Origin of the sequence: Streptomyces sp. NPDC005931 (genome assembly GCF_042871235.1) — a bacterium.
Taxonomy (GTDB): Bacteria; Actinomycetota; Actinomycetes; order Streptomycetales; family Streptomycetaceae; genus Streptomyces.
Window position 1 is genome coordinate 105769 of the sequence record NZ_JBIAIG010000017.1, and the last position, 23273, is coordinate 129041.

The following is a 23273-nucleotide window of genomic DNA, read 5'->3' on the forward strand; positions in this document are numbered from 1 at the left end:
AAAGGGCACCACGCGCATGGAGCAGTACGAGCCCGACCGCCTTTCACCGGCCCAGGTGGCCGCCATGCGGCGCAGCCTCCGCAACGGCCGGGCGTCCCTCACCCGGCGTTCCCTGCTGCGCGCCTCCGCGGGCGGCGCGCTCGCGGCCGGCGGACTCGGGGCGCTGAGCGCCTGCGGGATCCCCGCGGCCGGCACGTCGCAGGGCGGGGTCTCCGCAGAGGACCGCTCCAAGGAGGAGAAGACCGTCAACTTCTCCAACTGGACCGAGTACATGGACGTCGACGACAGCGGGCGCAGGCACCCCACACTGGAGGCGTTCACCGAGCGGACCGGCATCAAGGTCAAGTACACCGAGGACATCAACGACAACACCGAGTTCTTCGGCAAGATCAAGCCGCAGCTCGCCGCCGGCCAGGACACCGGCCGCGACATCATCGTGCTCACCGACTGGCTGGCCGCCCGTCTGATCCGGCTCGGCTGGGTGCAGAAGCTTGACCCGGCCAACCTCCCGAACGCCTTCGCCAACCTCTCCGCCCAGTTCCGCAGCCCCGACTGGGACCCGGGCCGCGCCTACTCCTACCCCTGGCAGGGCATCTCCACGGTCATCGCCTACAACAAGAAGGCGCTCGACGGCGTCGAGGTGCGGACGCTGTCCGACCTGCTCGACAACGCCAAGCTCAAGGGCCGCGTCGGTCTGCTCACCGAGATGCGCGACACCGTCGGCATGACGCTGCTCGACATGGGCAAGGACCCGGGAAAGTTCACCGCCGACGACTACGACGCGGCCATCGACCGCCTCCAGAAGGCGGTCGACAAGGGGCAGGTCCGCCGCTTCACCGGCAACGACTACACCGCCGACCTCACCAAGGGCGACTTCGCCGCCTGTCTGGCCTGGGCGGGGGACGTCGTCCAGCTCAAGGCGGACAACCCGGACATCGACTTCCTGATCCCCGACAGCGGCTACATGACGTCGACCGACGCCATGCTGATCCCCAACAAGGCCCGGCACAAGACGAACGCCGAGCGGCTGATCGACTACTACTTCGAGCCCGGGCCGGCCGCCCGGCTCGCCGCCTACATCAACTTCGTCTGCCCGGTCGACGGCGTGAAGGACGAACTGGCGAAGATCGACGAGGACGCGGCGAACAACCCGCTGATCCTCCCGGACAAGGCCATGCAGGCCAAGTCCCGTGCCTTCCGCTCCCTGAGCTCGAAGGAAGAGACCGCATTTGAAGAGAAGTTCGCGAAGCTCACTGGGGCGTGACGAGATGAAGACGACGAAAGACACCGCGGACCACGGCGGCGACCTCCGCCTCACCGGGATCGGCAAGGCCTACGGCTCCTTCACCGCCGTGCACCCGCTCGACCTGACCGTGCCCCAGGGCTCCTTCTTCGCCCTGCTCGGCGCCTCGGGCTGCGGAAAGACCACCACCCTGCGCATGATCGCCGGCCTGGAGGAGCCCACCTCCGGCACCGTCCACCTCGGCGACCAGGACGTCACCGCCCTCCCGCCGTACAAACGGCCGGTGAACACGGTCTTCCAGTCCTATGCCCTCTTCCCGCACCTCGACATCTTCGAGAACGTCGCCTTCGGCCTGCGCCGGCGCGGCATCAAGAGCGTGAAGAAGCAGGTCGAGGAGATGCTGGAGCTGGTCCAGCTCGGCGAGCAGGCACGCAAGAAGCCGCACCAGCTCTCCGGCGGCCAGCAGCAGCGTGTCGCGGTCGCCCGCGCCCTGATCAACCACCCCAAGGTGCTCCTGCTCGACGAGCCGCTCGGCGCCCTGGACCTGAAACTGCGCCGCCAGATGCAGCTGGAGCTCAAACGCATCCAGACCGAGGTCGGCATCACCTTCGTGCACGTCACGCACGACCAGGAGGAGGCCATGACCATGGCCGACACGGTCGCCGTGATGAACGCCGGCCGGGTCGAGCAGCTCGGCTCGCCCACCGACCTGTACGAGAACCCGCGGACCACCTTCGTCGCCAACTTCCTCGGCACCTCCAACTTCATCGAGGCCGAGGTGGACTCCACGTCCGGGGACGAGCTCGTGCTCAGGGCGGGCGGCGGCAAGCTGCTGCTGCCCCGGGCCCGCAGCGGCGCGCCCGCGACGACCGGTGGCAGGGTGCTGGTCGGGGTGCGCCCGGAGAAGATCTCCCTGACGCACGCCGACGACGCCGGCGAGATCACCGAGGGCCGCAACCGGATCACCGGCCGGATCGCCGACTCCAGCTTCATCGGCGTCTCCACGCAGTTCGTCGTCGACAGCCCCGTCTGCTCCGACTTCGAGGTCTACGTCCAGAACATCGACCGCGACCCGCGGCTGGTGCCCGGCGCCGAGGTCGTCCTGCACTGGAACCCGGCGCACACCTTCGGGCTCGACGCGGCGCAGGACATCGACGCGGGCGTCGAGACCGTGGAGTCCCGCGAGTCCGTCGAGACCGTCGAGGAAGAGGTCGTCTGATGGCCGCGGTCACCGAGGCGCCACCCCTGGCGCCGGCCCCGGAGCGCAAACCCCCGCGCAAACGCGGCCGCTGGACGCCGTACCTGCTTCTGCTGCCCGGCATCCTGTGGCTGCTGGTGTTCTTCGCGATGCCGGTGATCTACCAGGCCTCCACGTCGGTGCAGACGGGCTCCCTGGAGGAGGGCTACGAGGTCACCTGGCACTTCGCCACCTACTGGGACGCGCTGTCCGAGTGCTGGCCTCAGTTCGCCCGCTCGGTGCTCTACGCCGCCTCCGCGACCGTGCTGTGCCTGCTGCTCGGCTACCCGCTGGCCTATCTGATCGCGTTCCGCGCGGGACGCTGGCGGAACCTGATCATGATCCTGGTGATCGCGCCGTTCTTCACCAGCTTCCTGATCCGCACTCTCGCCTGGAAGACGATCCTCGCGGACGGCAGCCCCGTGGTCGGTGTCCTGGACACCCTGCACGTCCTGGACGTCACGGCCTGGCTCGGCTGGACGGCCGGCGACCGGGTGCTGGCCACGCCGCTCGCGGTGGTCTGCGGTCTGACGTACAACTTCCTGCCCTTCATGATCCTGCCGCTCTACACCTCCCTGGAGCGCATCGATCCCCGGCTCCACGAGGCGGCGAACGACCTGTACGCCAAGCCGTCGACCACGTTCCGCAAGGTCACCTTCCCGCTGTCGATGCCGGGCGTGGTCTCCGGAACACTGCTGACCTTCATCCCCGCCACCGGCGACTACGTCAACGCGGACCTGCTCGGCTCGACCGACACCCGCATGGTCGGCAACGTGATCCAGTCGCAGTTCCTGCGGATCCTCGACTATCCGACGGCGGCGGCACTCTCGTTCATCCTGATGGCCGCGATCCTCATCATGGTCACGCTCTACATCCGCAAGTCCGGCACGGAGGATCTGGTTTAAATGACCTTCGTCAACTGGCTCAGGCGCCGTCTCGTCGTCATCGCGGGACTGCTGACGCTCGCCTATCTGCTGCTGCCCAACGTCGTCGTCACCGTGTTCTCCTTCAACGATCCGAAGGGCCGCTTCAACTACGAGTGGCAGGAGTTCTCCACGGCCGCCTGGAAGGATCCGTGCGGGGTCTCCGGGCTGTGCGGATCGCTGTCGCTCAGCCTCCAGATCGCGCTGTGGGCGACGCTCGGCGCCACCCTCCTCGGCACGATGATCGCCTTCGCCCTGGTCCGCTACCGCTTCCGGGCGCGCGGCGCGGTGAACTCGCTGATCTTCCTGCCGATGGCGATGCCCGAGGTGGTCATGGCGGCCTCACTGCTCACCCTGTTCCTCAACATGGGCGCGGAGCTGGGCTTCTGGACGGTCCTGATCGCCCACATCATGTTCTGCCTCAGCTTCGTCGTGGTCGCCGTCAAGGCCCGTGTGATGTCCATGGACCCGCGACTGGAACAGGCCGCGCAGGACCTGTACGCCGGCCCGTTCCAGACGTTCCTCAGGGTCACGCTGCCGATCGCCGCCCCCGGCATCGCGGCGGGCGCGCTGCTCGCCTTCGCCCTCTCGTTCGACGACTTCATCATCACCAACTTCAACGCCGGCTCGACCGTCACCTTCCCGATGTTCGTCTGGGGCTCCGCGCAGCGCGGAACGCCCGTGCAGATCAATGTCGTCGGTACGGCCATGTTCGTCGTCGCCGTCGTGCTGGTGCTGGTGTCCATGGCCGTCGGCAACCGCCGCAACCGGCAGAAGGCATAGAAAACCCACATCCCAGACCCCTGTAGGGAGTTGACATCATGGCCCCGAGCGCCATGAGCCGCTGGACGAAATCCCTTTCCGAGGCCCGGCCGGTGCCGTACTGGCTGGACGACCCCGGCAGGCCCGGACCGGAGCCCGCCCTCACCGGCGCCGAGACCTGCGACCTGCTGGTCGTCGGCGGTGGCTACAGCGGTCTGTGGACCGCGCTGATCGCCAAGGAACGCGATCCCGGGCGCGACGTGGTGCTGGTGGAGGGCCGCGAGGTGGGCTGGGCCGCCTCCGGGCGCAACGGCGGATTCTGCGCCGCCTCCCTCACCCACGGCCTGCCCAACGGCCTGACCCGCTGGCCGCGGGAGATCCACCGACTGGAGGAACTGGGCGCCCGCAACCTCGACGCCATCGAGGAGGCGGTCGCCCGCCACTCCATCGACTGCGACTTCGAACGCACCGGCGAGATCGACGTCGCCACCGAGCCGTACCAGGCCCGGGAACTCCGGGACCGGTACGAGGAGGTGGAACGCAGGGGACTCGCCGACGGCATGGAGTTCCTGGACGCCGACGCGGTGCGCGAGCAGGTGAACTCCCCGACCTTCCGGGCGGGCGTGTGGGACCGCCGGGGGGTGGCCATGTTGCACCCCGCCAAGCTGGCCTGGGGCCTGAAGCGGGCCTGCCTGCGGCTCGGCGTCCGCGTGTACGAGCACACCCCCGCCCTCGCGCTGAAGCCCTTCGGCGCCGGCATGGCCGTCCGCACCCCCTACGGGGCGGTCCGCGCCCGCACGGTGGCCCTCGGCACCAACGTCTTCCCCAGCCTGGTCAGGCGGGTCCGCTCCTACACGGTCCCGGTCTACGACTACGCCCTGATGACCGAGCCGCTGACCGAGGCGCAACTGGCCTCCGTCGGCTGGAAGAACCGTCAGGGACTCGGGGACAGCGCCAACCAGTTCCACTACTTCCGGCTGTCCGCCGACCACCGCATCCTGTGGGGCGGCTACGACGCGGTCTACCCGTACGGCGGGCGGGTGCGCGCCGAGTACGACGACCGCCCGGAGACCTACGCCAAGCTCGCCGAGCACTTCTTCACCTGCTTCCCGCAGCTGGAGGGGGTCCGCTTCAGCCACGCCTGGGGCGGCGCGATCGACACCTGCTCCCGCTTCTCGGCGTTCTTCGGCACGGCACACGCGGGGAAGGTGGCGTACGCGGCGGGGTACACGGGGCTCGGCGTGGGCGCCACCCGGTTCGGCGCCGAGGTGATGCTGGACCTGCTGACGGGGGAGCGCACCGAGCGCACGGAGCTGGAGATGGTGCGCAGGAAGCCGCTGCCGTTCCCGCCGGAGCCGTTCGCCTGGACCGGCATCGCGTTCACCAAGTGGTCGCTGGCCCGCGCCGACGCGCACGGCGGGCGCCGCAACCTGTGGCTGCGGACCATGGACCGGCTGGGGCTGGGCTTCGACAGCTGAGGTCCGCCCGCGGGCGGTGCGGCCGGCGGAAGCCTGTGAGCCTGGCGGGCGGTGGGTCGGTGCGGGCGGTGGCCTGTGAGCCTGGCGGGCGGTGGGTCGGTGCGGGCGGTGGGTCGGTTCACTCCGGCCGGGGGCCGGAACCCGCGTCGGCACGCCACCGGCCTCACTCTCTCCCTCCCGTGGGCGCGCTCCGCGTCCGCGGCGAGGAGGGAGGTCTTCCCGAACCCGCGGCAGGGGTCTTGACAACCTGATTGGTCTGGACCAACTTGAAGGCGCTCCACCCTCCATCTCCCCCATGCCCGGAGGTACTTGTGGACCGCTCCAGACCACTCAGGCCGTTCAGGCCGTTCAGGCCCTTGGGATCGTCCGGATCATCCGGATCGTCACGGCGCTCGCGCCCCACCGTCCGGCACGGAACCCTCGCCACGCTCGTCACCGTGGCCCTGGCCGCGTCCGGCGTCACGTCGGCCGCGCGTGCGGCCGACGCCGATCTCGTCAGGAACGGCGGTTTCGAGTCCGGCCTGGACGGCTGGACGTGCACCGCCGCCACGACCGTCGACTCACCGGTCCGCAGCGGCAGTTCCGCGCTCAGGGCCACCCCGGCCGGTGCCGACAACGCCCGCTGCTCGCAGACCGTGACGGTGAAACCGGACTCCACGTACACGCTCACCGGTCACGTCCGTGGCTCCCACGTGTACCTCGGCGCGAGCGGTACCGGCGCCACCGACGTCTCCGTCTGGACCCAGTCCGCCCCCGACTGGCAGCGGCTCACCACCACCTTCCGCACCGGCCCCGCCACCACCCGCGTCACCCTCTACACCCACGGCTGGTACGGCACCGGTGCCTATCACGCCGACGACCTCTCCCTCGTCGGACCGGGCGGGGAGACGGGGCAGCCGCCCGCTCCGCCCACCGGCCTCAGGACCGGAACGGTCACCTCGACGAGCGTCGCGCTGTCCTGGTCACCGGTCGCGGGCGCCACGGGCTACGCGGTCTACCGCGACGGCGACAAGGTGCAGACGGTGAGCGGGACCTCGGCCACCGTGTCCGGCCTGACCCCGTCGACGGCGTACGCCTTCCAGGTCACCGCGCTCAACGATGCGGGCGAGTCGGCCCGTTCGGCCACGGTGACGGCGACGACGGGCGGCTCGGGCCCCGGCGGCCCCTCCGACCTGCCGGCCCACGCGCTCGTCGGCTACCTCCACGCCACCTTCGCCAACGGCTCCGGCTACACCCGTCTGGCCGACGTCCCCGACAGCTGGGACGTCATCGACCTCGCCTTCGGCGAGCCGACCTCGGTCACCTCGGGGGACATCCGGTTCGACCGCTGCCCCGTGACCGAGTGCCCGAACGTGGAGAGCGACGCCGAGTTCAAGGCGGCGATCAAGGCCAAGCAGGCGGCCGGCAAGAAGGTGCTCATCTCCATCGGCGGCCAGAACGGGCAGGTGCAGCTGACCACGGCGGCGGCGCGGGACACCTTCGTGTCGTCCGTCTCGAGGATCATCGACGAGTACGGACTCGACGGTCTGGACATCGATTTCGAGGGCCACTCCCTGTCCCTGAACGCCGACGACACGGACTTCAGGAACCCGAGGACACCGGTGATCGTCAACCTCGTCTCGGCGCTGAAGACCCTCAAGGCCAGGTACGGCGACGGCTTCGTGCTCACGATGGCCCCGGAGACCTTCTTCGTCCAGCTCGGCCACCAGTACTACGGCACCGGCAAGTGGGGCGGCCAGGACCCGAGGGCCGGTGCGTATCTGCCGGTCATCCACGCACTGCGCGACGACCTGACCCTGCTGCACGTCCAGGACTACAACTCCGGGCCGATCATGGGCCTGGACAACCAGTACCACTCCATGGGCGGCGCGGACTTCCACATCGCCATGACCGACATGCTGCTGACCGGCTTCCCGGTCGCGGGCGACGCCACCAAGGTCTTCCCGCCACTGCGCCCCGACCAGGTCGCCATCGGCATGCCGGCCACGGCCAACGCCGGCAACGGACACGTGTCCCCGGCCGAGGTCACCAAGACCCTGGACTGCCTGACCAAACGCATGAACTGCGGCTCGTACGCGACCCACGGGGCCTGGCCGGGCCTGCGCGGCCTGATGACGTGGTCGATCAACTGGGACCGCTTCGGCGGCTGGGAGTTCCAGCGGACCTTCGACGGCTACTTCGGCTGACGGGCGCCTCGGCGGGCGGTCAGCGGCGACCGCCGCCGTCGCCGCCGTCGAGGTGCGGGGCTCGTCGCAGCACGGCGACGAGCCCCGTCAGCAGCACCGCGCACAGACACCAACTGCCCACGACGTCCAGCGGCCAGTGGTAGCCCCGGCGCACCAGCCCGTACCCCACACCCAGGTTCACGGTCACGCAGGCGGCGACGAGCACCCGGCGGGCGAGCGCGGTGACGAGGCGGGGGAGGAGAAGCAGCACCGCCGAGCCGTACGCGATCGCGGCGGTGGCGGTGTGTCCGGACGGGTAGTAGCCCGTGCCCGGGGGCTCCACCGGGGTGCCCGGACGGTCGGTCAGCTCCTTGACCGGCACGACCAGCGCGGGCACCAGCGCCATCAGCACCGCCGCCGCGACCGGCCCCGCCCACCGGTGCCTGGGGGCGCGCGCCCGCCCGCGCAGACCGACGTGCACCAGCACCGCCGCCAGCACCGGCACCGCCACCTCGACGTTCCCCAGGTCGGCGAGGAACTCGGCGGGCCGGTCCGGGCGCACCAAAGCCCGGCTGACCCGCTCGTCCAGCCGCACCAGCGGCCCGTCGGCCACCACCTGCCAGGTGACCAGAGCGAAGAGCAGGGCGCACAGCCCGGCGAGGGCGCACAGCGCAACGGACGGCACGGCGGGCCGGCGGAGCGGGCGGGTCCGGGGAACGGGCATGGTGCCCAGCTTGGCAGCCCCGGACCGCTCGGCCGTGCGACGGGGGGAGGAGGACCGCTGCCGGGGAACGCCGAAGGGCCAGTGCAAGGGGGGGTGTGCACTGGCCCTTCGGGGGACGGCCTCGAGGTTCACAGCGCCCGGGGGCCGTCCTGACCGGAACGTCGCGCGCCCCGGGGGGTTTGGGGCGAGCGACCGTCCGATCGGTGAGGAGATCCGGAACCTTGCGGCTCCGGTTGTGTGCGCGAGGGCACGGCCAGGTCGAAGCTGGGGAGGCCTCGGCCCGTGCCGCCCACAGTCCCCTGTGAGCGGGGTGTATCTCTCATCTGGGTAGAACCTACGGCAGGGCGTGGGCCCGCGACAGGGTGAACGGGCTCCTGCCATCCACCCCGCACACGTTCTTCACACGCTCTGCCGCTCGGCCGTCCCGGTACGGACCGGGCGGCTCACCTGCCGCGATGCCGGCTCAGATGCGCGCGAACGCCTGCTCGATGATGTCGAGGCCCTCGTTCAGCAGGTCCTCGCCGATGACCAGCGGGGGCAGGAAGCGCAGCACGTTGCCGTAGGTGCCACAGGTCAGGACCAGCAGGCCCTCCTGGTGGCAGGCCTTGGCCAGTGCCGCGGTCGCCTCCGGGTGCGGCTCCTTGGTGGCACGGTCCTTGACCAGCTCGATGGCGATCATCGCGCCGCGGCCCCGGATGTCACCGATGACATCGAACTTCTCGGCCATGGCGGCGAGGCGGCCCTTCATGATCGCCTCGATGTTCTTCGCCTTGGCGTTGAGGTCCAGCTCCTTCATCGTCTCGATGGCACCCAGTGCGCCCGCGCAGGCCACCGGGTTGCCGCCGTAGGTGCCGCCCAGGCCGCCCGCGTGCGCGGCGTCCATGATCTCGGCGCGGCCGGTCACCGCGGCCAGCGGCAGGCCGCCGGCGATGCCCTTGGCGGTGGTGATTAGGTCCGGGACGATGCCCTCGTCCTCACAGGCGAACCACTGGCCGGTGCGGCAGAAGCCGGACTGGATCTCGTCGGCGACGAAGACGATGCCATTGTCCGCGGCGAACGTGCTGATGGCCGGCAGGAAGCCCTTCGCGGGCTCGATGAAGCCGCCCTCGCCGAGCACCGGCTCGATGATGATCACGGCGATGTTGTCCGCGCCGACCTGCTTGCTCATCTGGTCGATGGCCTGGGCGGCGGCCTCCGGGCCGGCGTTCTCCGGGCCGGTGGGCCAGCGGTAGCCGTAGGCGACCGGCACGCGGTACACCTCGGGCGCGAAGGGGCCGAAGCCGTGCTTGTACGGCATGTTCTTCGCGGTGAGCGCCATGGTGAGGTTGGTGCGGCCGTGGTAGCCGTGGTCGAACACGACGACCGCCTGCCGCTTGGTGTAGGCGCGGGCGATCTTGACGGCGTTCTCGACGGCCTCGGCGCCGCTGTTGAACAGCGCCGACTTCTTGGCGTGGTCGCCCGGCGTCAGCTCGGCCAGCGCCTCGGCGACGGCCACGTAGCCCTCGTACGGCGTGACCATGAAACAGGTGTGCGTGAAGTCGGCGAGCTGGGCGGAGGCGCGGCGTACGACGGCCTCGGCGGAGGCGCCGACGGACGTCACGGCGATGCCCGAACCGAAGTCGATCAGGCGGTTGCCGTCGACGTCCTCGATGATCCCACCGCCCGCGCGCGCGGTGAACACCGGCAGCACGGAGCCCACGCCCTGCGCCACCGCCGCGGTACGGCGGGCCTGCAGCTCCTGCGACTTCGGGCCGGGAATGGCGGTGACGACGCGGCGCTCCTGCGGAAGTGCGGTCATGCGGGGCTCCTGGGGGTTTTCACGGACGCTTGTCTTCTTTTCTCGCAGGCTAGGGCGGGGAGAGGGGGGTGGGCATGCTCCATGTGGGCGTTGTCCGGGGGGCCGGGTTGTCCGTGGTGGACATAGCGGCGGGCCGCGTGCGACCCGCCGCCGGGATGCCCGGTGTGGCCGGACGCGGCCCCGTAAGCGGTGAACTCGCCCTGGGAGGGCGTTAGATTGACTCGCTGAACGGTGGACGGAGCGGCTGGTCAGGGGGCAAGGGCGATGGACAGCGACGGGACCCGGGACGCGCGGGGCACACATGCGAATCCGGTACCGCGCCCGGGGGGGCCGCCGGACGTGCCCGCGATGCCCCCGATGCCCGCACAAGCGCCGGGGATGCCCCCGCCGCCGGACGGGTCCGCCTTCCTCGGCTGGCTGCGCACCCCGCGCCCGGAGGCCCTGCCCGGTGTGTGGCGTTTCGGCCACCGGCCACGGCCGGAGGAGGAGCCCGAGCTGATTCCGGCCCGGCAGCTGCTCAGCGGCGCGCTGATCGCGTTCCTCGTCGGCTGGCTGATCTGGTCACTGCTGTGGAACGGCTACCTCGGCGGCTGGTGGCTGCTGCCGCTGTACGCGATGATCCCCGACTCCTGGGCCGAGCCCCACAGCTTCGGTGCCGTCGTGGTCGTCTACGCCTACTACGCGCTGGTCGCCGGGATCATCATGGTCGGCGTGGGCCGGCTCGGCCGGTGGAGCGAGATCTGGCGCCGCTACGGTCCGCCCGCCTGGCGCCGTACCCCGCGGCCCGATCAGCGCCCGCCTGCTCCCGAGGCCGACCCCGCCGCGTATCCCGCCCTGCGTGCCGCTGGTGCCGTCGACGCCGCCGAGCGGCTCGCCGCGGACGCCCGCGCCGGGCTGATGCGGGACGTCGACCACGCCCGCATCACCCGCGCCTGGCAGGGCGTGCGCAGTGGCCGGCACAGCCTGGCAACCTTCACCGGCGCCGTGCTCAAGGACGGCGCCGCCGCCTGCCTCCACCCCTCCGGCGCCCGGGACCTGCCCGCCCGGCAGTGCCAGCACGACCTGGTCACCGGTCAGGTACGGCTCGGCACCGCCGCCGACGACGCCCGCAACCCGTACGCCTACCGGGGCACCGGTCTCGCCCTCGGCCCCGAACTGCTGGGTACCTCGCTGCTCGCCGTCGGACCTGCCGGGTCCGGCAAGACCGGCAGTGTCGTCCGGCCCGTCGCCGAGTCCCTGTGCCTGCACGCGCTGGCCGGGCGGGCCGCCGTGGTCGTGGTCGGCGCGGCGGGCGCGGGGCTCGGCCCGGCCGACGCCTACGACGTGGTCGTACGGGTCGGCAACCCCGACTCCGTGTACGACCTGGACCTCTACGGCGGCACCACGGACCCCGACGAGGCCGCGGCCGTGCTCGCCGAGGCGCTGTCCGGAGACCTGGCCGATCCGCACCCCGGCAGCGACAGCCGCCGCGCCACCACTGTCCTCGCCCAGCTCCTCGGCCCGTTCCGCGCGGTCCACGGGCGCTTCCCCTCCGTGCCGGAGCTGCGGCAGCTCCTCGACGGGGCGCCCGGGCCGCTGGCCGCGCTGCGCGAGGGCCTGACGGACGCCGGGCAGGAGCCGCTGCTGCGCGAACTCGACGCCCGGGAGCGGCAGATGGCCCACCCCGGCGACGTGGGCGGGGTCCTCGCCGACCGGGTGGCGCTGCTGGACCGGCCCGCCTTCGCCGGGTTCTTCGACACCTCCGGGCGGTCCCGGCCCTTCTCCCTCAAGGCCCTGGACCACCCGGTGCGGGTGCGCGTGGACCTGCCCGAGCGGGGGCACGCCGACGCCTCACGGATGCTGGCCCGACTGGTGCTCGCGCAGTTCACGGCCAGTGCGACGGTGCGCGAGGACCGGTCGCTGTTCGCCTGCCTGGTGCTGGACGACGCCACCGGCGTGGTCACGCCCGAGGCCGTACGGGGCATCCAACGGCTGCGGTCGGCCAACGCCGGGGCCGTGCTGACGCTGCGCACCCTGGACGACGTGCCGAGGCCGCTGCGCGGGCCGTTGCTCGGGGCCACCGGATGCCGGATGGCGCTGGCCGGGCTCACCCCGTGGGACGGGCAGGACTTCGCGGAGGTGTGGGGCAAGGAATGGACCGAGGCGCGGGACGTCACCGACCGGCAGATCATCGCCGAGAGCCCGGCCGGCAAGGCCGTGCACGCGTTGCGGCGGGCCATCACCGGAAAGGCGCCGACTGCGCGTGCGGTCACCGTGCGCCAGGTCGAACGCGAGCGCTGGTCCGCCTCCGAGTTGGCGCACGCCGTGCCGCCGGGGCACGCGGTGCTGTCGTTGACCGATGTGAGGGGTGAGCACGCGCCGCCCCTGCTGGTGGATCTGCGGGGGTGACGGGGCGCGCGGAGTCCGTACGGTGAGGCAGAATCGACATGGGTCGTTCATACGCCGCGGCCAAAAGTCCACACCGCACACCCGATCTCCGCAGACCCGAAGGTCCAGGCCCCATGCCTCCCACGCTCGCCTCGCTCGTCCACCACTCCGCGCTCAAACTGACCGTGCGCGCGGGCGGGGACCGCCTCGACGTGCCGGTCCGCTGGGCGCACGTGAGCGAGCTCGCCGACCCCGTGCCGTACATGGAGGGCGGGGAGCTGCTGCTGATCACCGCGCTCAAGCTGGACGCGGAGGACCCGGCGGCCATGCGCCGCTATGTGAAGCGGCTGGTGGACGCCGGGGTGGTGGGACTCGGCTTCGCGGTCGGGGTGAGCTACGACGACATCCCCGAGGCCCTCGTCGAGGCGTGCGGGAAGGAGGGGCTGCCGCTGCTGGAGGTGCCGCGCCGCACGCCGTTCCTCGCGATCAGCAAGGCCGTCTCCGCCGCCATCGCCGCCGACCAGTACCGGGCGGTGACCGCGGGCTTCGCCGCCCAGCGGGAGCTCACCCGGCAGGCGCTGACCGACGGGCCGGAGGGACTGCTGGCGGGGCTCGCCTCCCAGGTCGACGGGTGGGCGGCGCTGTACGACGCCTCGGGCGCCGTCGTCGCCACGGCACCGGAGTGGGCGGGCCGGCGCGCGGCGCGGCTGACCGCGGACGTGCAGCGGCTGCGGGAGCGGCCCGCGCCCGCCTCCTCGGTCGTGGCCGGACCCGAGAACGAGGACCGGGTCGAGCTGCACTCCCTCGGCACCGGCCGGCGCCCCCGCGCCGCCCTCGCCGTGGGCACGGCCGCCGCCCTCGGTACCGCGGAGCGGTACGCGGTCCACTCGGCCATCGCCCTGCTCACCCTCACCACGGAACGCTCCCGCTCCCTGCACGCCGCCGAGCAGCGCGTCGGCGCGGCCGTGCTGCGGATGCTGCTCGCCGGGGAGCCGGACCACGCCCGCGCGGTGGCCGGTGACCTGTACGGGGGTCTGCTGGACGCGCCGTTTCGGATCGTCGTGGCCGAGACCGGCGCGGCACCGGCCGCGCGGGCCCAGGGTGACCCGAACGGCGATGCCCTCGGCGCCCTGGCCGAGGTCGTGGAGTCCGCCGCCGCCCGCTCCGGCGAGGCGGTCCTGGTGGTGCCGGAGGGCGAACGCCTGGTGGTGCTCGCCGCGGACGGCGGCGCCGCCGTGGCCGCCTGCGGGGAGCACGCGGCCGCGCGCGAGGCGGCACGCAACGGCACGGCGCCGCCGCCCGCGGCGAGCACCACCGACGAGGACGAACTCGTCGTGGGACTGTCCGCGCCGGCCGGCCCCATCGCCGCCTCCGCCGCCTACAAGCAGGCCGAACAGGCGCTGTCGGTGGCCCGCAGGCGCGGGCGGGTGCTGGTGGAGCACGAGCAGCTGGCCGCCGGGTCCGTCCTGCCGCTGCTCGCCGACGACGCGGTGCGGGCGTTCGCCGACGGTCTGCTGCGGGCCCTGTACGAACACGACGCGACCGGCCGCGGTGACCTCGTCGCCTCCCTGCGCGCCTGGCTCTCCCGCCACGGCCAGTGGGACGCCGCCGCGGCCGACCTCGGCGTCCACCGCCACACCCTGCGCTACCGCATGCGCCGGGTGGAGGAGATCCTGGGCCGCTCGCTGGACGATCCGGACGTGCGGATGGAACTGTGGCTGGCGCTCAAAGCGACGTCGGCGGAGTGAGCGGTCCCGTCAGGAACCGATGCCGGCCAGGGGCGTTGCCGCGACCACCGGCCGATCTGCCAAAGCGGCGTGCCAAGCCACCCGACTGCTACGACTCGGACAAACGACCGCCCGACACCCCGCCCCTACCGTGGATCCAGCAACCCACGTACCACTCACCCCCAACGCGGAAGGGCCGGGACTCGCAATGACTTCCACCCACGCCTTCTGGCTCGCCGGCCGCCAGGTCACCGGCGAGGCCGCCTTCGACGTCACCTCCCCGTGGGACGCCCGGGTCGTCGGCTCGGTGAGCGTGCCGTCCGACGCCCAGGTCGAGGAGGCCGTGGCCGCCGCGTACGCCGTGCGGGACGAGTTCGCCGCGACCCCCGCCCACGTCCGCGCCGCCGCCCTGGACCACGTCAGCCGCCGGCTCGTCGAGCGCACCGAGGAGATCGCCCGGTTGATCTCCGCCGAGAACGGCAAGCCGATCAAGTGGGCGCGCGGCGAGGTCGGCCGTGCGGTGTCCGTGTTCCGGTTCGCCGCGGAGGAGGCCCGGCGCTTCAACGGCGGCGAGGCCCAGCGGCTCGACACCGACCTCGGCGGCCAGGGCCGGCTCGCCCTCACCCGGCGCTTCCCGAAGGGCGTCGTGCTGGGCATCGCGCCCTTCAACTTCCCGCTGAACCTGTGCGCCCACAAGGTCGCCCCGGCCATCGCCGCCGGTGCCCCGATCATCCTCAAGCCGGCGCCCGCCACCCCGCTGTCCGGCCTGGTCCTCGGTGAGCTGCTCGCCGAGACCGAGCTGCCCGCCGGCTCCTGGAGCATCCTGCCGGTGCCGAACGAGAAGATGCCGGCCCTCGTGCAGGACGAGCGGCTGCCGGTCATCTCCTTCACCGGTTCCGAGAAGGTCGGCTACGCGATCATGGACTCGGTGCCGCGCAAGCACTGCACCCTGGAGCTCGGCGGCAACGGCGCGGCCGTCGTGCTGGCCGACTGGGCGAGCGACGAGGACCTGGACTGGGCCGCGAACCGCATCGCGACCTTCTCCAACTACCAGGGCGGCCAGTCCTGCATCTCCGTGCAGCGCGTGATCGCCGACGCCTCGGTGTACGACCGGCTGCTGCCGCGCATCGTGGCCGCCGTCGAGGCCCAGGTCACCGGCGACCCCTCCGACGACGCCACCGACGTCGGCCCGCTGGTCAGCGAGGACGCCGCCCAGCGCGTCGAGAGCTGGGTCGACGAGGCCGTCGCCGCGGGCGCCAAGCTGCTCACCGGCGGCGAAAGGGAGGGCGCCTCGTACGCGCCGACCGTGCTCACCGAGGTTCCCGCCGACGTGACGATCTCCTGCGAGGAGGTCTTCGGGCCCGTCCTGACCGTGCAGAAGGTCGACGGCGAGACCGAGGCGTTCGCCGCGGTCAACGAGTCCAAGTACGGTCTCCAGGCGGGCGTGTTCACCCACGACCTCCAGACCGCCTTCCGCGCCCACCGCGCCCTCGAGGTCGGCGGCGTGGTCATCGGCGACGTGCCGTCCTACCGCGCCGACCAGATGCCGTACGGCGGTGCCAAGCAGTCCGGCGTGGGCCGCGAGGGCGTGCGGTTCGCGATGGAGGACTACACCTACGAGCGGGTGATGGTCCTCACCGGACTCGCCCTCTGACCGAAGGGCCGCGCGCCCGGCCACGGGCCCCGCGCCCGCCCCGTCCACCGGGAGGGGCCCGGCACCGGACGTCTCCGGTGCCGGGCCCCTCCGGTACGTCGGCCGCTTCCTGACCCTCACCGGAGAAGCCGCCGTGCGTGAGCCGCACCGTGCCGCGCAGCCTCACGTGCACGTTGCGCACGCCGTCGGCGGCGAAGTCTGCGGTCAGCGACGCGTGGTCGTACGGCCCCGGCGTGGCCGGACTGAGGGTGGCGAGGGCGGGGCCGCCGTCCAGGGCGAGTTCGACGATGCCCTCGCCCGCGGCGGTCACCGCCACCTCCCGCACCCCGGTACCGACGTCGCAGGCGGGGAAGAGCAGTTCGCCGACGCCGTCACCGGCCGGCGTCACCGCGTCGCCCGCCGCCCTTGTGCGGTCGGTGATCTCCGTGCCGCTCTGCTCGTCGAAGTCGGCGGCGTCCAGGCCCCGTCGGAGCACCGGCCGGCTACCGCCGGGCTCCCCGTCCAGCGTGACCGTCGTCCGGAGGCGGACGTCCGCGGCGAGCTGCTGTTCCTGCTCAACCACGGCCGTGAGCCGGTCACCGTCGACGTCCCGGGCACCCACCACCACCTGCTGACCGGGACGGGCGTCACCGACCGGATCACCCTCGGCCGGTACGGCGCGGCAGCGCTGCGGTCATGAGCGCCACCCCCGTCCACGGAACCTGGGAGCCGCGGCCGGCCGCCCACTCGGAGGACACCTTCCTCGGCGGCAGCGACCTGGCCTGCACGGTGTCACCCCGGTCGCCGTCACCGGCGGCACCACGACACCGGCCCCGCCCGGGGTGATGGCCGGGGGGACGGTCCGTGCTCCTCCTCACCCGGGTGCGGCGGCGGAAGGGCGGCCGCGCCGCCCCCGCCTTCCCTTCCATAACGCCGCGCAGGGGCCGGAACGGGAGCTCCTCGCGCGGGGGCCGCGCCACTAGGTTGGCCGGTGATCACCATCGGAGCGCGTCCGCCGAAGGAAACCAGTCCGCCCCGCGTCGGCGGACGCGCTCCGTGTCAGGCACACCCCGTCCTTCCGCCCCCACCGAGGAGACCGAGGAACCGCCATGACGCCTTCCCCGCCCGAACCCGGCACCGACACCGCGCCGGGCGCCGGAGCCGACCGTCGGATCAGCCGCAAGAGCCTGCTCAGAGCGGCCGTCGCCGCCGGAGCCGCCGTTCCGCTGCTCGCCACGGGTACGGCGGCGCTCGCCCGGGACGCCGGTTCGCAGGGCCGGACCCTCACGCCGACCCCCTCCTGCGACGACGGCGACGATCCCACGCCCGAGCAGATGGAGGGCCCCTACTTCAAGCCGAACTCCCCGCGGCGCACCAGCCTCGTGACCGCGGGCACCCCCGGCACCCGGCTCACCGTCAGCGGCTACGTCTTCGGCCGCAACTGCGTCCCGCTCCCCGGCGTCCTGCTCGACTTCTGGCAGGCCGACACCGCCGGTGCCTACGACACGGCCGGGTACACCCTGCGCGGCCACCAGTTCACCAACGCCTCGGGCGTGTTCGTCCTCCAGACGATCGTGCCCGGGCTGTACCCGGGCCGCACCCGGCACATCCACGTCAAGGCCCAGGCGCCGGGCCGGCCCGTGCTCACCACGCAGCTCTACTTCCCCGGTGAGCCGCGCAACGGCACCGACGCCCTGTTCGACCCGGTGCTGCTGATGACCGTCCGGGACGCGGGCGGCGGCAAGGAGGCGACCTTCGACTTCGTGCTCGACGTCCTGGGCGACCCCACCGACCCGCCCACCGACCCGCCCGGCGGCACCTGGGCGCCCGGCCGTTCCTACACCCCGGGCGACCGGGTCACCCACGGCGGCACCGGCTACGTCTGCCTCCAGGCGCACACCTCGATCGCCGGATGGGAGCCGCCGAACGTCCCCGCCCTGTGGCGTCGCGACTGACCTTCCCCGCAGCACCGGCCCACGCCCCGCAGGTCCCCGACCCGCGGGGCGCGCGTCCGTGGCGCCGGGCCGCGGCAGCACCACCCGGGCCACCCTCGACCTCGACGACTTCACCCAGGCCCTGGTCCGCCGCAAACTGCTGACCGAGGACGCGTACGTCTCCGGCATCGAGGCCGGCACCGAGGTCTTCAGGGGCACCGGCCGCGTGGACACCAGGGCGTACTCGGTCGACATCGGCTGAACGGCCGCGCGAAGGGTGGTGGGTTCGCCCGGGATCGGGTACCAACGATCGGGTAGCACCCGTCGGTAACCGAACCGTCCCCCGATCCCGATACGCGGCGAGGTGAGCCTCATGTCCGCAGTACCCGAGTCCCCGTCCAGGCCCACGGTCACCGAACGCGAGGCCCGCCAGGTGGCGGAGGCCGCCCGGGAACAGGACTGGCGCAAGCCCAGCTTCGCCAAGGAACTGTTCCTCGGCCGCTTCCGGCTGGACCTCGTCCACCCCCACCCCCTGCCGGCCGACGAGGACGCCCGGCGCGGCGAGGCGTTCCTCGCCAAGCTGCGCGACTTCTGCGAGACCCGGATCGACGGGGCCCTGATCGAGCGCGAGGCCCGGATCCCCGACCAGGTGATCAGCGGGCTCAAGGAGCTCGGCGCCCTCGGCATGAAGATCGACACCAAGTACGGCGGTCTCGGCCTGACACAGGTCTACTACAACAAGGCCCTCGCCCTGGTCGGCTCGGCCAGCCCCGCGGTCGGCGCCCTGCTCTCCGCCCACCAGTCGATCGGCGTCCCCCAGCCGCTGAAGCTGTTCGGCACCCGGGAGCAGAAGGACACCTTCCTGCCGCGCTGCGCCCGCACCGACATCTCGGCCTTCCTGCTGACCGAGCCGGACGTCGGCTCTGACCCGGCCCGGCTGGCCACCACCGCGGTCCCGGACGGTGACGCCTACGTGCTCGACGGCGTGAAGCTGTGGACCACCAACGGCGTCGTCGCCGACCTCCTGGTCGTCATGGCCCGCGTGCCGAAGTCCGAGGGGCACCGGGGCGGCATCACCGCCTTCGTCGTGGAGGCCGCCTCCGAGGGCATCACCGTCGAGAACCGCAACGCCTTCATGGGCTTGCGCGGCCTGGAGAACGGCGTCACCCGGTTCCACCGGGTCCGCGTCCCCGCCGCCCACCGCATCGGCGAGGAGGGCCAGGGCCTGAAGATCGCCCTGACCACCCTGAACACCGGGCGGCTGTCACTGCCCGCGATGTGCGTGGGTGCCGGCAAGTGGTGCCTGAGGATCGCCCGCGAGTGGTCCGCCGCCCGCGAGCAGTGGGGCAAGCCCGTGGCGCTGCACGAGGCGGTCGGATCCAAGATCGCGTTCATCGCGGCGACCACGTTCGCGCTGGAGGCCGTGCTCGACCTGTCCTCCCAGATGGCCGACGAGGACCGCAACGACATCCGCATCGAGGCCGCCCTCGCCAAGCTCTACGGCTCGGAGATGGCCTGGCGGATGGCCGACGAACTGGTCCAGATCCGCGGCGGCCGGGGCTTCGAGACCGCCGACTCCCTCCGGGCACGCGGCGAACGTGCCGTCCCCGCCGAGCAGATGCTGCGCGACCTGCGCATCAACCGCATCTTCGAGGGCTCCACCGAGATCATGCACCTGCTGATCGCCCGCGAGGCCGTCGACACCCACCTGTCGGTCGCGGGCGATCTGATCGACCCGGAGAAGTCCCTCGGTGACAAGGCCCGGGCGGGCGCCAACGCGGGCGCCTTCTACGCCAAGTGGCTGCCCAGACTCGTCGCCGGCCCCGGCCAGCTCCCCGGCAGCTACGGCCGGTTCAGGAACGGCATCGACCTGTCCCCGCACCTGCGCTACGTCGAGCGGACCTCCCGCAGGCTGGCCCGCTCCACCTTCTACGCCATGTCCCGCTGGCAGGGCCGCATGGAGACCAAGCAGGGCTTCCTCGGCCGGATCGTCGACATCGGCGCCGAACTGTTCGCCATGAGCGCCGCCTGCGTCCGCGCCGAGCTCCTGCGCGGCCAGGGCGACCACGGCCGCGAGGCGTACCAGCTCGCCGACGCCTTCTGCCGTCAGGCCCGCATCCGCGTCGAGGAGCTCTTCGACCGCCTGTGGACCAACACCGACGACCTCGACCGCAAGGTCGTCAAGGGCGTCCTGTCCGGCACCTACGAGTGGCTCGAACACGGCATCGTGGACCCCTCCGACGACGGCCCCTGGATCGCGGACGCCACCCCGGGGCCGAGCACTCGGGAGAACGTGCACCGGCCGATCCGCTGAGGCGGAGCGGCGACGGCTGCCGGGGCCTGGCCCCGGCAGCCCTGCCGACCCGACACAATGGGTCCATGACCGACGCTCCAGCTCCCCTCGCCGACCCGCACCTGGTGTACGACCCCGTCGCGGGAGACGGCCCGAAGGACGTGGTGATCCTCGGCTCCACCGGGTCGATCGGCACCCAGGCCATCGACCTCGTGCTGCGCCACCCCGACCGGTTCCGGGTCACCGCCCTGTCCGCCCACGGCGGCCGGGTCGCCCTGCTGGCCGAGCAGGCCCACCGGCTGCGGGTGCGGACCGTCGCGGTCGCCCGCGAGGACGTCGTCCCCGCGCTGCGCGAGGCGCTGTCCGCGCTCTTCGGCCCCGGGGAGCGGCTGCCCGAGGTCCTGGCCGGACCGGACGCCGCCACCGAGGCCGCCGCGTCCGACTGCCACACGGTCCTCAACGGCATCACGGGCTCCATCGGACTCGCCCCGACGCTCGCCGCCCTGGAGACCGGCCGCACCCTCGCGCTCGCCAACAAGGAGTCGCTCATCGTCGGCGGCCCCCTGGTCAAGGCGCTGGCCAAGCCGGGCCAGATCATCCCGGTCGACTCCGAGCACGCCGCCCTCTTCCAGGCGCTCGCCGCGGGCACCCGCGCCGACGTGCGCAGGCTCGTCGTCACCGCCTCCGGTGGCCCCTTCCGCGGCCGGACCAGGCAGGAGCTGGCGGACGTCACCGTCGAGGACGCCCTCGCCCACCCCACCTGGGCCATGGGCCCGGTCATCACGATCAACTCCGCGACCCTGGTCAACAAGGGCCTGGAGGTCATCGAGGCCCACCTGCTCTACGACATCGGCTTCGACCGCATTGAGGTGGTCGTGCATCCCCAGTCGTATGTCCACTCGATGGTTGAGTTCACGGACGGATCGACACTGGCCCAGGCGACGCCCCCCGACATGCGCGGGCCCATCGCCATCGGCCTCGGCTGGCCCGAAAGGGTCCCCGACGCCGCCCCGGTCTTCGACTGGAGCAAGGCGTCCACCTGGGAGTTCTTCCCGCTCGACAACGAGGCGTTCCCCTCGGTGAACCTCGCCCGGCACGTGGGCGAGCTCGGGGGCACCGCCCCGGCGGTGTTCAACGCCGCCAACGAGGAGTGCGTGGAGGCGTTCCGCGCGGGCGCGCTCCCGTTCAACGGAATCATGGAGACGGTCACGCGGGTGGTCGAGGAGCACGGAACCCCACGCCCGGGAACCTCGTTGACCGTGTCGGACGTCCTCGAAGCGGAGACCTGGGCGCGCGCGAGGGCCCGGGAACTGACAGTCCGGACGGCGAGCGCGGAGGCGCGTGCATGACGACCCTGATGTTCATCCTCGGCATAGTCGTCTTCGCGGTCGGCCTGCTGTTCTCCATCGCCTGGCACGAGCTCGGGCACCTGTCCACCGCCAAGATGTTCGGCATCCGCGTGCCGCAGTACATGGTGGGCTTCGGCCCGACCCTCTGGTCGCGGAGGAAGGGCGAGACCGAGTACGGCATCAAGGCCATCCCGTTCGGCGGTTACATCCGCATGATCGGCATGTTCCCGCCCGGGCCCGACGGCCGGCTGGAGGCCCGCTCCACCTCGCCGTGGCGCGGCATGATCGAGGACGCCCGCTCCGCCGCCTTCGAGGAGCTCCGGCCGGGCGACGAGACGCGCCTGTTCTACACGCGCAAGCCCTGGAAACGGGTCGTCGTGATGTTCGCGGGCCCGTTCATGAACCTGATCCTCGCGGTCGTGCTGTTCCTCACCGTGCTCATGGGCTTCGGCATCCAGCAGCAGACCACCACCGTCAGCTCCGTCTCGCCCTGCGTCATCTCGCAGACGGAGAACCGCGACGAGTGCAAGAAGTCCGACCCCCAGTCCCCGGCCGCGGCGGCGGGCATGAAGGCGGGGGACAGGATCGTCGCCTTCGGCGGCGTGCGGACCGAGGACTGGGGCACCCTCTCCGACCTCATCCGCGACAGCGCCGGCAAAGAGGTGCCGATCGTCGTCGACCGCAAGGGCGAGGAGGTCACCCTCCACGCGAGGATCGCCACCAACCAGGTCGCCAAGAAGGACTCCAGCGGCGCCTACGTCGAGGGCGAGTACGTCAAGGCCGGCTTCCTCGGCTTCAGCGCGGCCACCGGAGTCGTCAAACAGGACCTCGACGACTCCGTGACCTGGATGACCGACCGGGTCGGCGACGCCGTGAACTCCCTTGCCGCCCTGCCGTCGAAGGTCCCGGCCCTGTGGGACGCGGCCTTCGGCGACGGCCCGCGCGAACCCGACTCGCCGATGGGCGTCGTCGGCGCGGCCCGGGTCGGTGGCGAGATCGCCACCCTCGACATCCCGGCCACCCAGCAACTGGCCATGTTCGTGATGCTGCTGGCGGGCTTCAACCTCTCCCTGTTCCTGTTCAACATGCTCCCGCTGCTGCCGCTCGACGGCGGGCACATCGCGGGCGCCCTGTGGGAGTCGCTGCGCCGCACCACGGCCAAGGTCCTGCGGCGTCCCGACCCCGGCCCGTTCGACGTGGCCAAACTGATGCCGGTGGCCTACGTGGTGGCCGGGATCTTCGTCTGCTTCACGATCCTCGTCCTCATCGCGGACGTGGTGAACCCGGTGCGGATCTCCTAGCGCCGCCCTCCGCCGACGCCCCCGGGTGCCGGCACCCGCCGTTCACGATGGCCTGGAACCCTTTCGTTCCGGGCCATCGCTTTTGAACGGGTTTACGGCCGGGATGTGCTCCGGCCTCCGCCCGTACCGTAATCTCGAAGCTCGGAGCCCGCTGCTCACGGGGAGCCGGACCTTGATCCACGACTTGGGGTTGCACAGCAGATGACTGCGATTTCTCTCGGCATGCCGTCCGTTCCGACCAAGCTCGCCGAGCGCCGGAAGAGCCGGCGGATCCAGGTCGGCTCGGTGGCGGTGGGCGGGGACGCGCCCGTCTCGGTGCAGTCGATGACGACGACGCGT

Annotated in this window: 16 protein-coding genes and 3 pseudogenes; 16 read left to right on the plus strand and 3 right to left on the minus strand. The window is 72.1% G+C overall.

What is annotated here, in order from left to right; translation table 11 throughout:
• Positions 1 to 16: 16 nt before the first annotated feature.
• The 6 genes from ACFYOV_RS29495 to ACFYOV_RS29520 all read left to right on the plus strand — a co-directional run bounded on the left by ACFYOV_RS29495 (position 17) and on the right by ACFYOV_RS29520 (position 7829).
• Positions 17 to 1264, plus strand: coding sequence for a spermidine/putrescine ABC transporter substrate-binding protein (locus ACFYOV_RS29495; RefSeq protein ID WP_389092759.1), 1248 nt, complete (start codon positions 17 to 19; stop codon positions 1262 to 1264).
• A 4-nt stretch (positions 1265 to 1268) separates the two neighbouring features.
• The gene (locus tag ACFYOV_RS29500) at positions 1269 to 2462 is read left to right on the plus strand and encodes an ABC transporter ATP-binding protein (protein ID WP_389092762.1); all 1194 of its coding nucleotides are present in this window, start codon (positions 1269 to 1271) and stop codon (positions 2460 to 2462) included.
• Entirely contained in the window at positions 2462 to 3385 is a 924-nt protein-coding gene (locus ACFYOV_RS29505; RefSeq protein ID WP_389092764.1) for an ABC transporter permease, read from the plus strand. Before ACFYOV_RS29500 ends, ACFYOV_RS29505 begins: the two co-directional genes overlap by 1 nt.
• On the plus strand, positions 3386 to 4186 hold the full coding sequence (locus ACFYOV_RS29510) for an ABC transporter permease (RefSeq protein WP_389092767.1): 801 nt from the start codon (positions 3386 to 3388) through the stop codon (positions 4184 to 4186).
• A gap of 38 nt (positions 4187 to 4224) precedes the next feature.
• Positions 4225 to 5643, plus strand: coding sequence for an NAD(P)/FAD-dependent oxidoreductase (locus ACFYOV_RS29515; protein ID WP_389092769.1), 1419 nt, complete (start codon positions 4225 to 4227; stop codon positions 5641 to 5643).
• Between the two features lie 437 nt (positions 5644 to 6080).
• Complete coding sequence (locus ACFYOV_RS29520) at positions 6081 to 7829, plus strand: chitinase (RefSeq protein WP_389092772.1); 1749 nt, start codon at positions 6081 to 6083, stop codon at positions 7827 to 7829.
• A gap of 19 nt (positions 7830 to 7848) precedes the next feature.
• On the opposite strand, the gene ACFYOV_RS29525 is transcribed toward ACFYOV_RS29520, so the two are convergent.
• Entirely contained in the window at positions 7849 to 8532 is a 684-nt protein-coding gene (locus ACFYOV_RS29525) for a phosphatase PAP2 family protein (RefSeq protein ID WP_389092774.1), read from the minus strand.
• Positions 8533 to 8995: 463 nt separating this feature from the next.
• Entirely contained in the window at positions 8996 to 10330 is a 1335-nt protein-coding gene (gene gabT, locus ACFYOV_RS29530) for a 4-aminobutyrate--2-oxoglutarate transaminase (RefSeq protein WP_389092777.1), read from the minus strand.
• A gap of 264 nt (positions 10331 to 10594) precedes the next feature.
• Here gabT and ACFYOV_RS29535 point away from each other — a divergent pair, with 264 nt between their 5' ends.
• The 3 genes from ACFYOV_RS29535 (at position 10595) to ACFYOV_RS29545 (ending at position 16078) form a co-directional block, all read left to right on the plus strand.
• Positions 10595 to 12718: an ATP-binding protein gene (locus ACFYOV_RS29535; protein ID WP_389092780.1), complete on the plus strand. Its 2124-nt coding sequence runs from the start codon at positions 10595 to 10597 to the stop codon at positions 12716 to 12718.
• Between the two features lie 113 nt (positions 12719 to 12831).
• Complete coding sequence (locus ACFYOV_RS29540) at positions 12832 to 14445, plus strand: PucR family transcriptional regulator (protein ID WP_389092783.1); 1614 nt, start codon at positions 12832 to 12834, stop codon at positions 14443 to 14445.
• 187 nt (positions 14446 to 14632) lie between these two features.
• Positions 14633 to 16078, plus strand: coding sequence for an aldehyde dehydrogenase family protein (locus ACFYOV_RS29545; RefSeq protein ID WP_389092786.1), 1446 nt, complete (start codon positions 14633 to 14635; stop codon positions 16076 to 16078).
• Between the two features lie 118 nt (positions 16079 to 16196).
• Here the strand turns inward: ACFYOV_RS29545 and ACFYOV_RS29550 are convergent.
• A pseudogene (locus ACFYOV_RS29550) lies at positions 16197 to 16610 on the minus strand (sugar hydrolase); the annotation flags it as partial.
• Between ACFYOV_RS29550 and ACFYOV_RS29555 the strand changes: the two are divergent.
• From ACFYOV_RS29555 to ACFYOV_RS29585, 7 genes and pseudogenes are all read left to right on the plus strand, one after another.
• A pseudogene (locus ACFYOV_RS29555) lies at positions 16554 to 16757 on the plus strand (Beta-galactosidase C-terminal domain); the annotation flags it as partial. The pseudogenes ACFYOV_RS29550 and ACFYOV_RS29555 overlap by 57 nt on opposite strands.
• A 409-nt stretch (positions 16758 to 17166) precedes the next feature.
• Positions 17167 to 18012, plus strand: a complete 846-nt coding sequence (locus ACFYOV_RS29560; protein ID WP_389092788.1) for a carbohydrate-binding protein — start codon at positions 17167 to 17169, stop codon at positions 18010 to 18012.
• Positions 18013 to 18070: 58 nt separating this feature from the next.
• Positions 18071 to 18253 (plus strand): hypothetical protein, encoded by a 183-nt coding sequence (locus ACFYOV_RS29565; RefSeq protein ID WP_389092791.1) that lies wholly within the window; start codon positions 18071 to 18073, stop codon positions 18251 to 18253.
• 111 nt (positions 18254 to 18364) lie between these two features.
• A complete protein-coding gene (locus ACFYOV_RS29570) occupies positions 18365 to 20305 on the plus strand; it encodes an acyl-CoA dehydrogenase family protein (RefSeq protein WP_389092792.1) in 1941 nt (646 codons plus the stop codon).
• 65 nt (positions 20306 to 20370) lie between these two features.
• The gene (dxr, locus tag ACFYOV_RS29575; RefSeq protein ID WP_389092795.1) at positions 20371 to 21633 is read left to right on the plus strand and encodes a 1-deoxy-D-xylulose-5-phosphate reductoisomerase; all 1263 of its coding nucleotides are present in this window, start codon (positions 20371 to 20373) and stop codon (positions 21631 to 21633) included.
• Between the two features lie 8 nt (positions 21634 to 21641).
• A complete protein-coding gene (locus ACFYOV_RS29580) occupies positions 21642 to 22934 on the plus strand; it encodes a M50 family metallopeptidase (RefSeq protein WP_389092814.1) in 1293 nt (430 codons plus the stop codon).
• 201 nt (positions 22935 to 23135) lie between these two features.
• A pseudogene (locus tag ACFYOV_RS29585) lies at positions 23136 to 23273 on the plus strand (4-hydroxy-3-methylbut-2-en-1-yl diphosphate synthase); the annotation flags it as partial.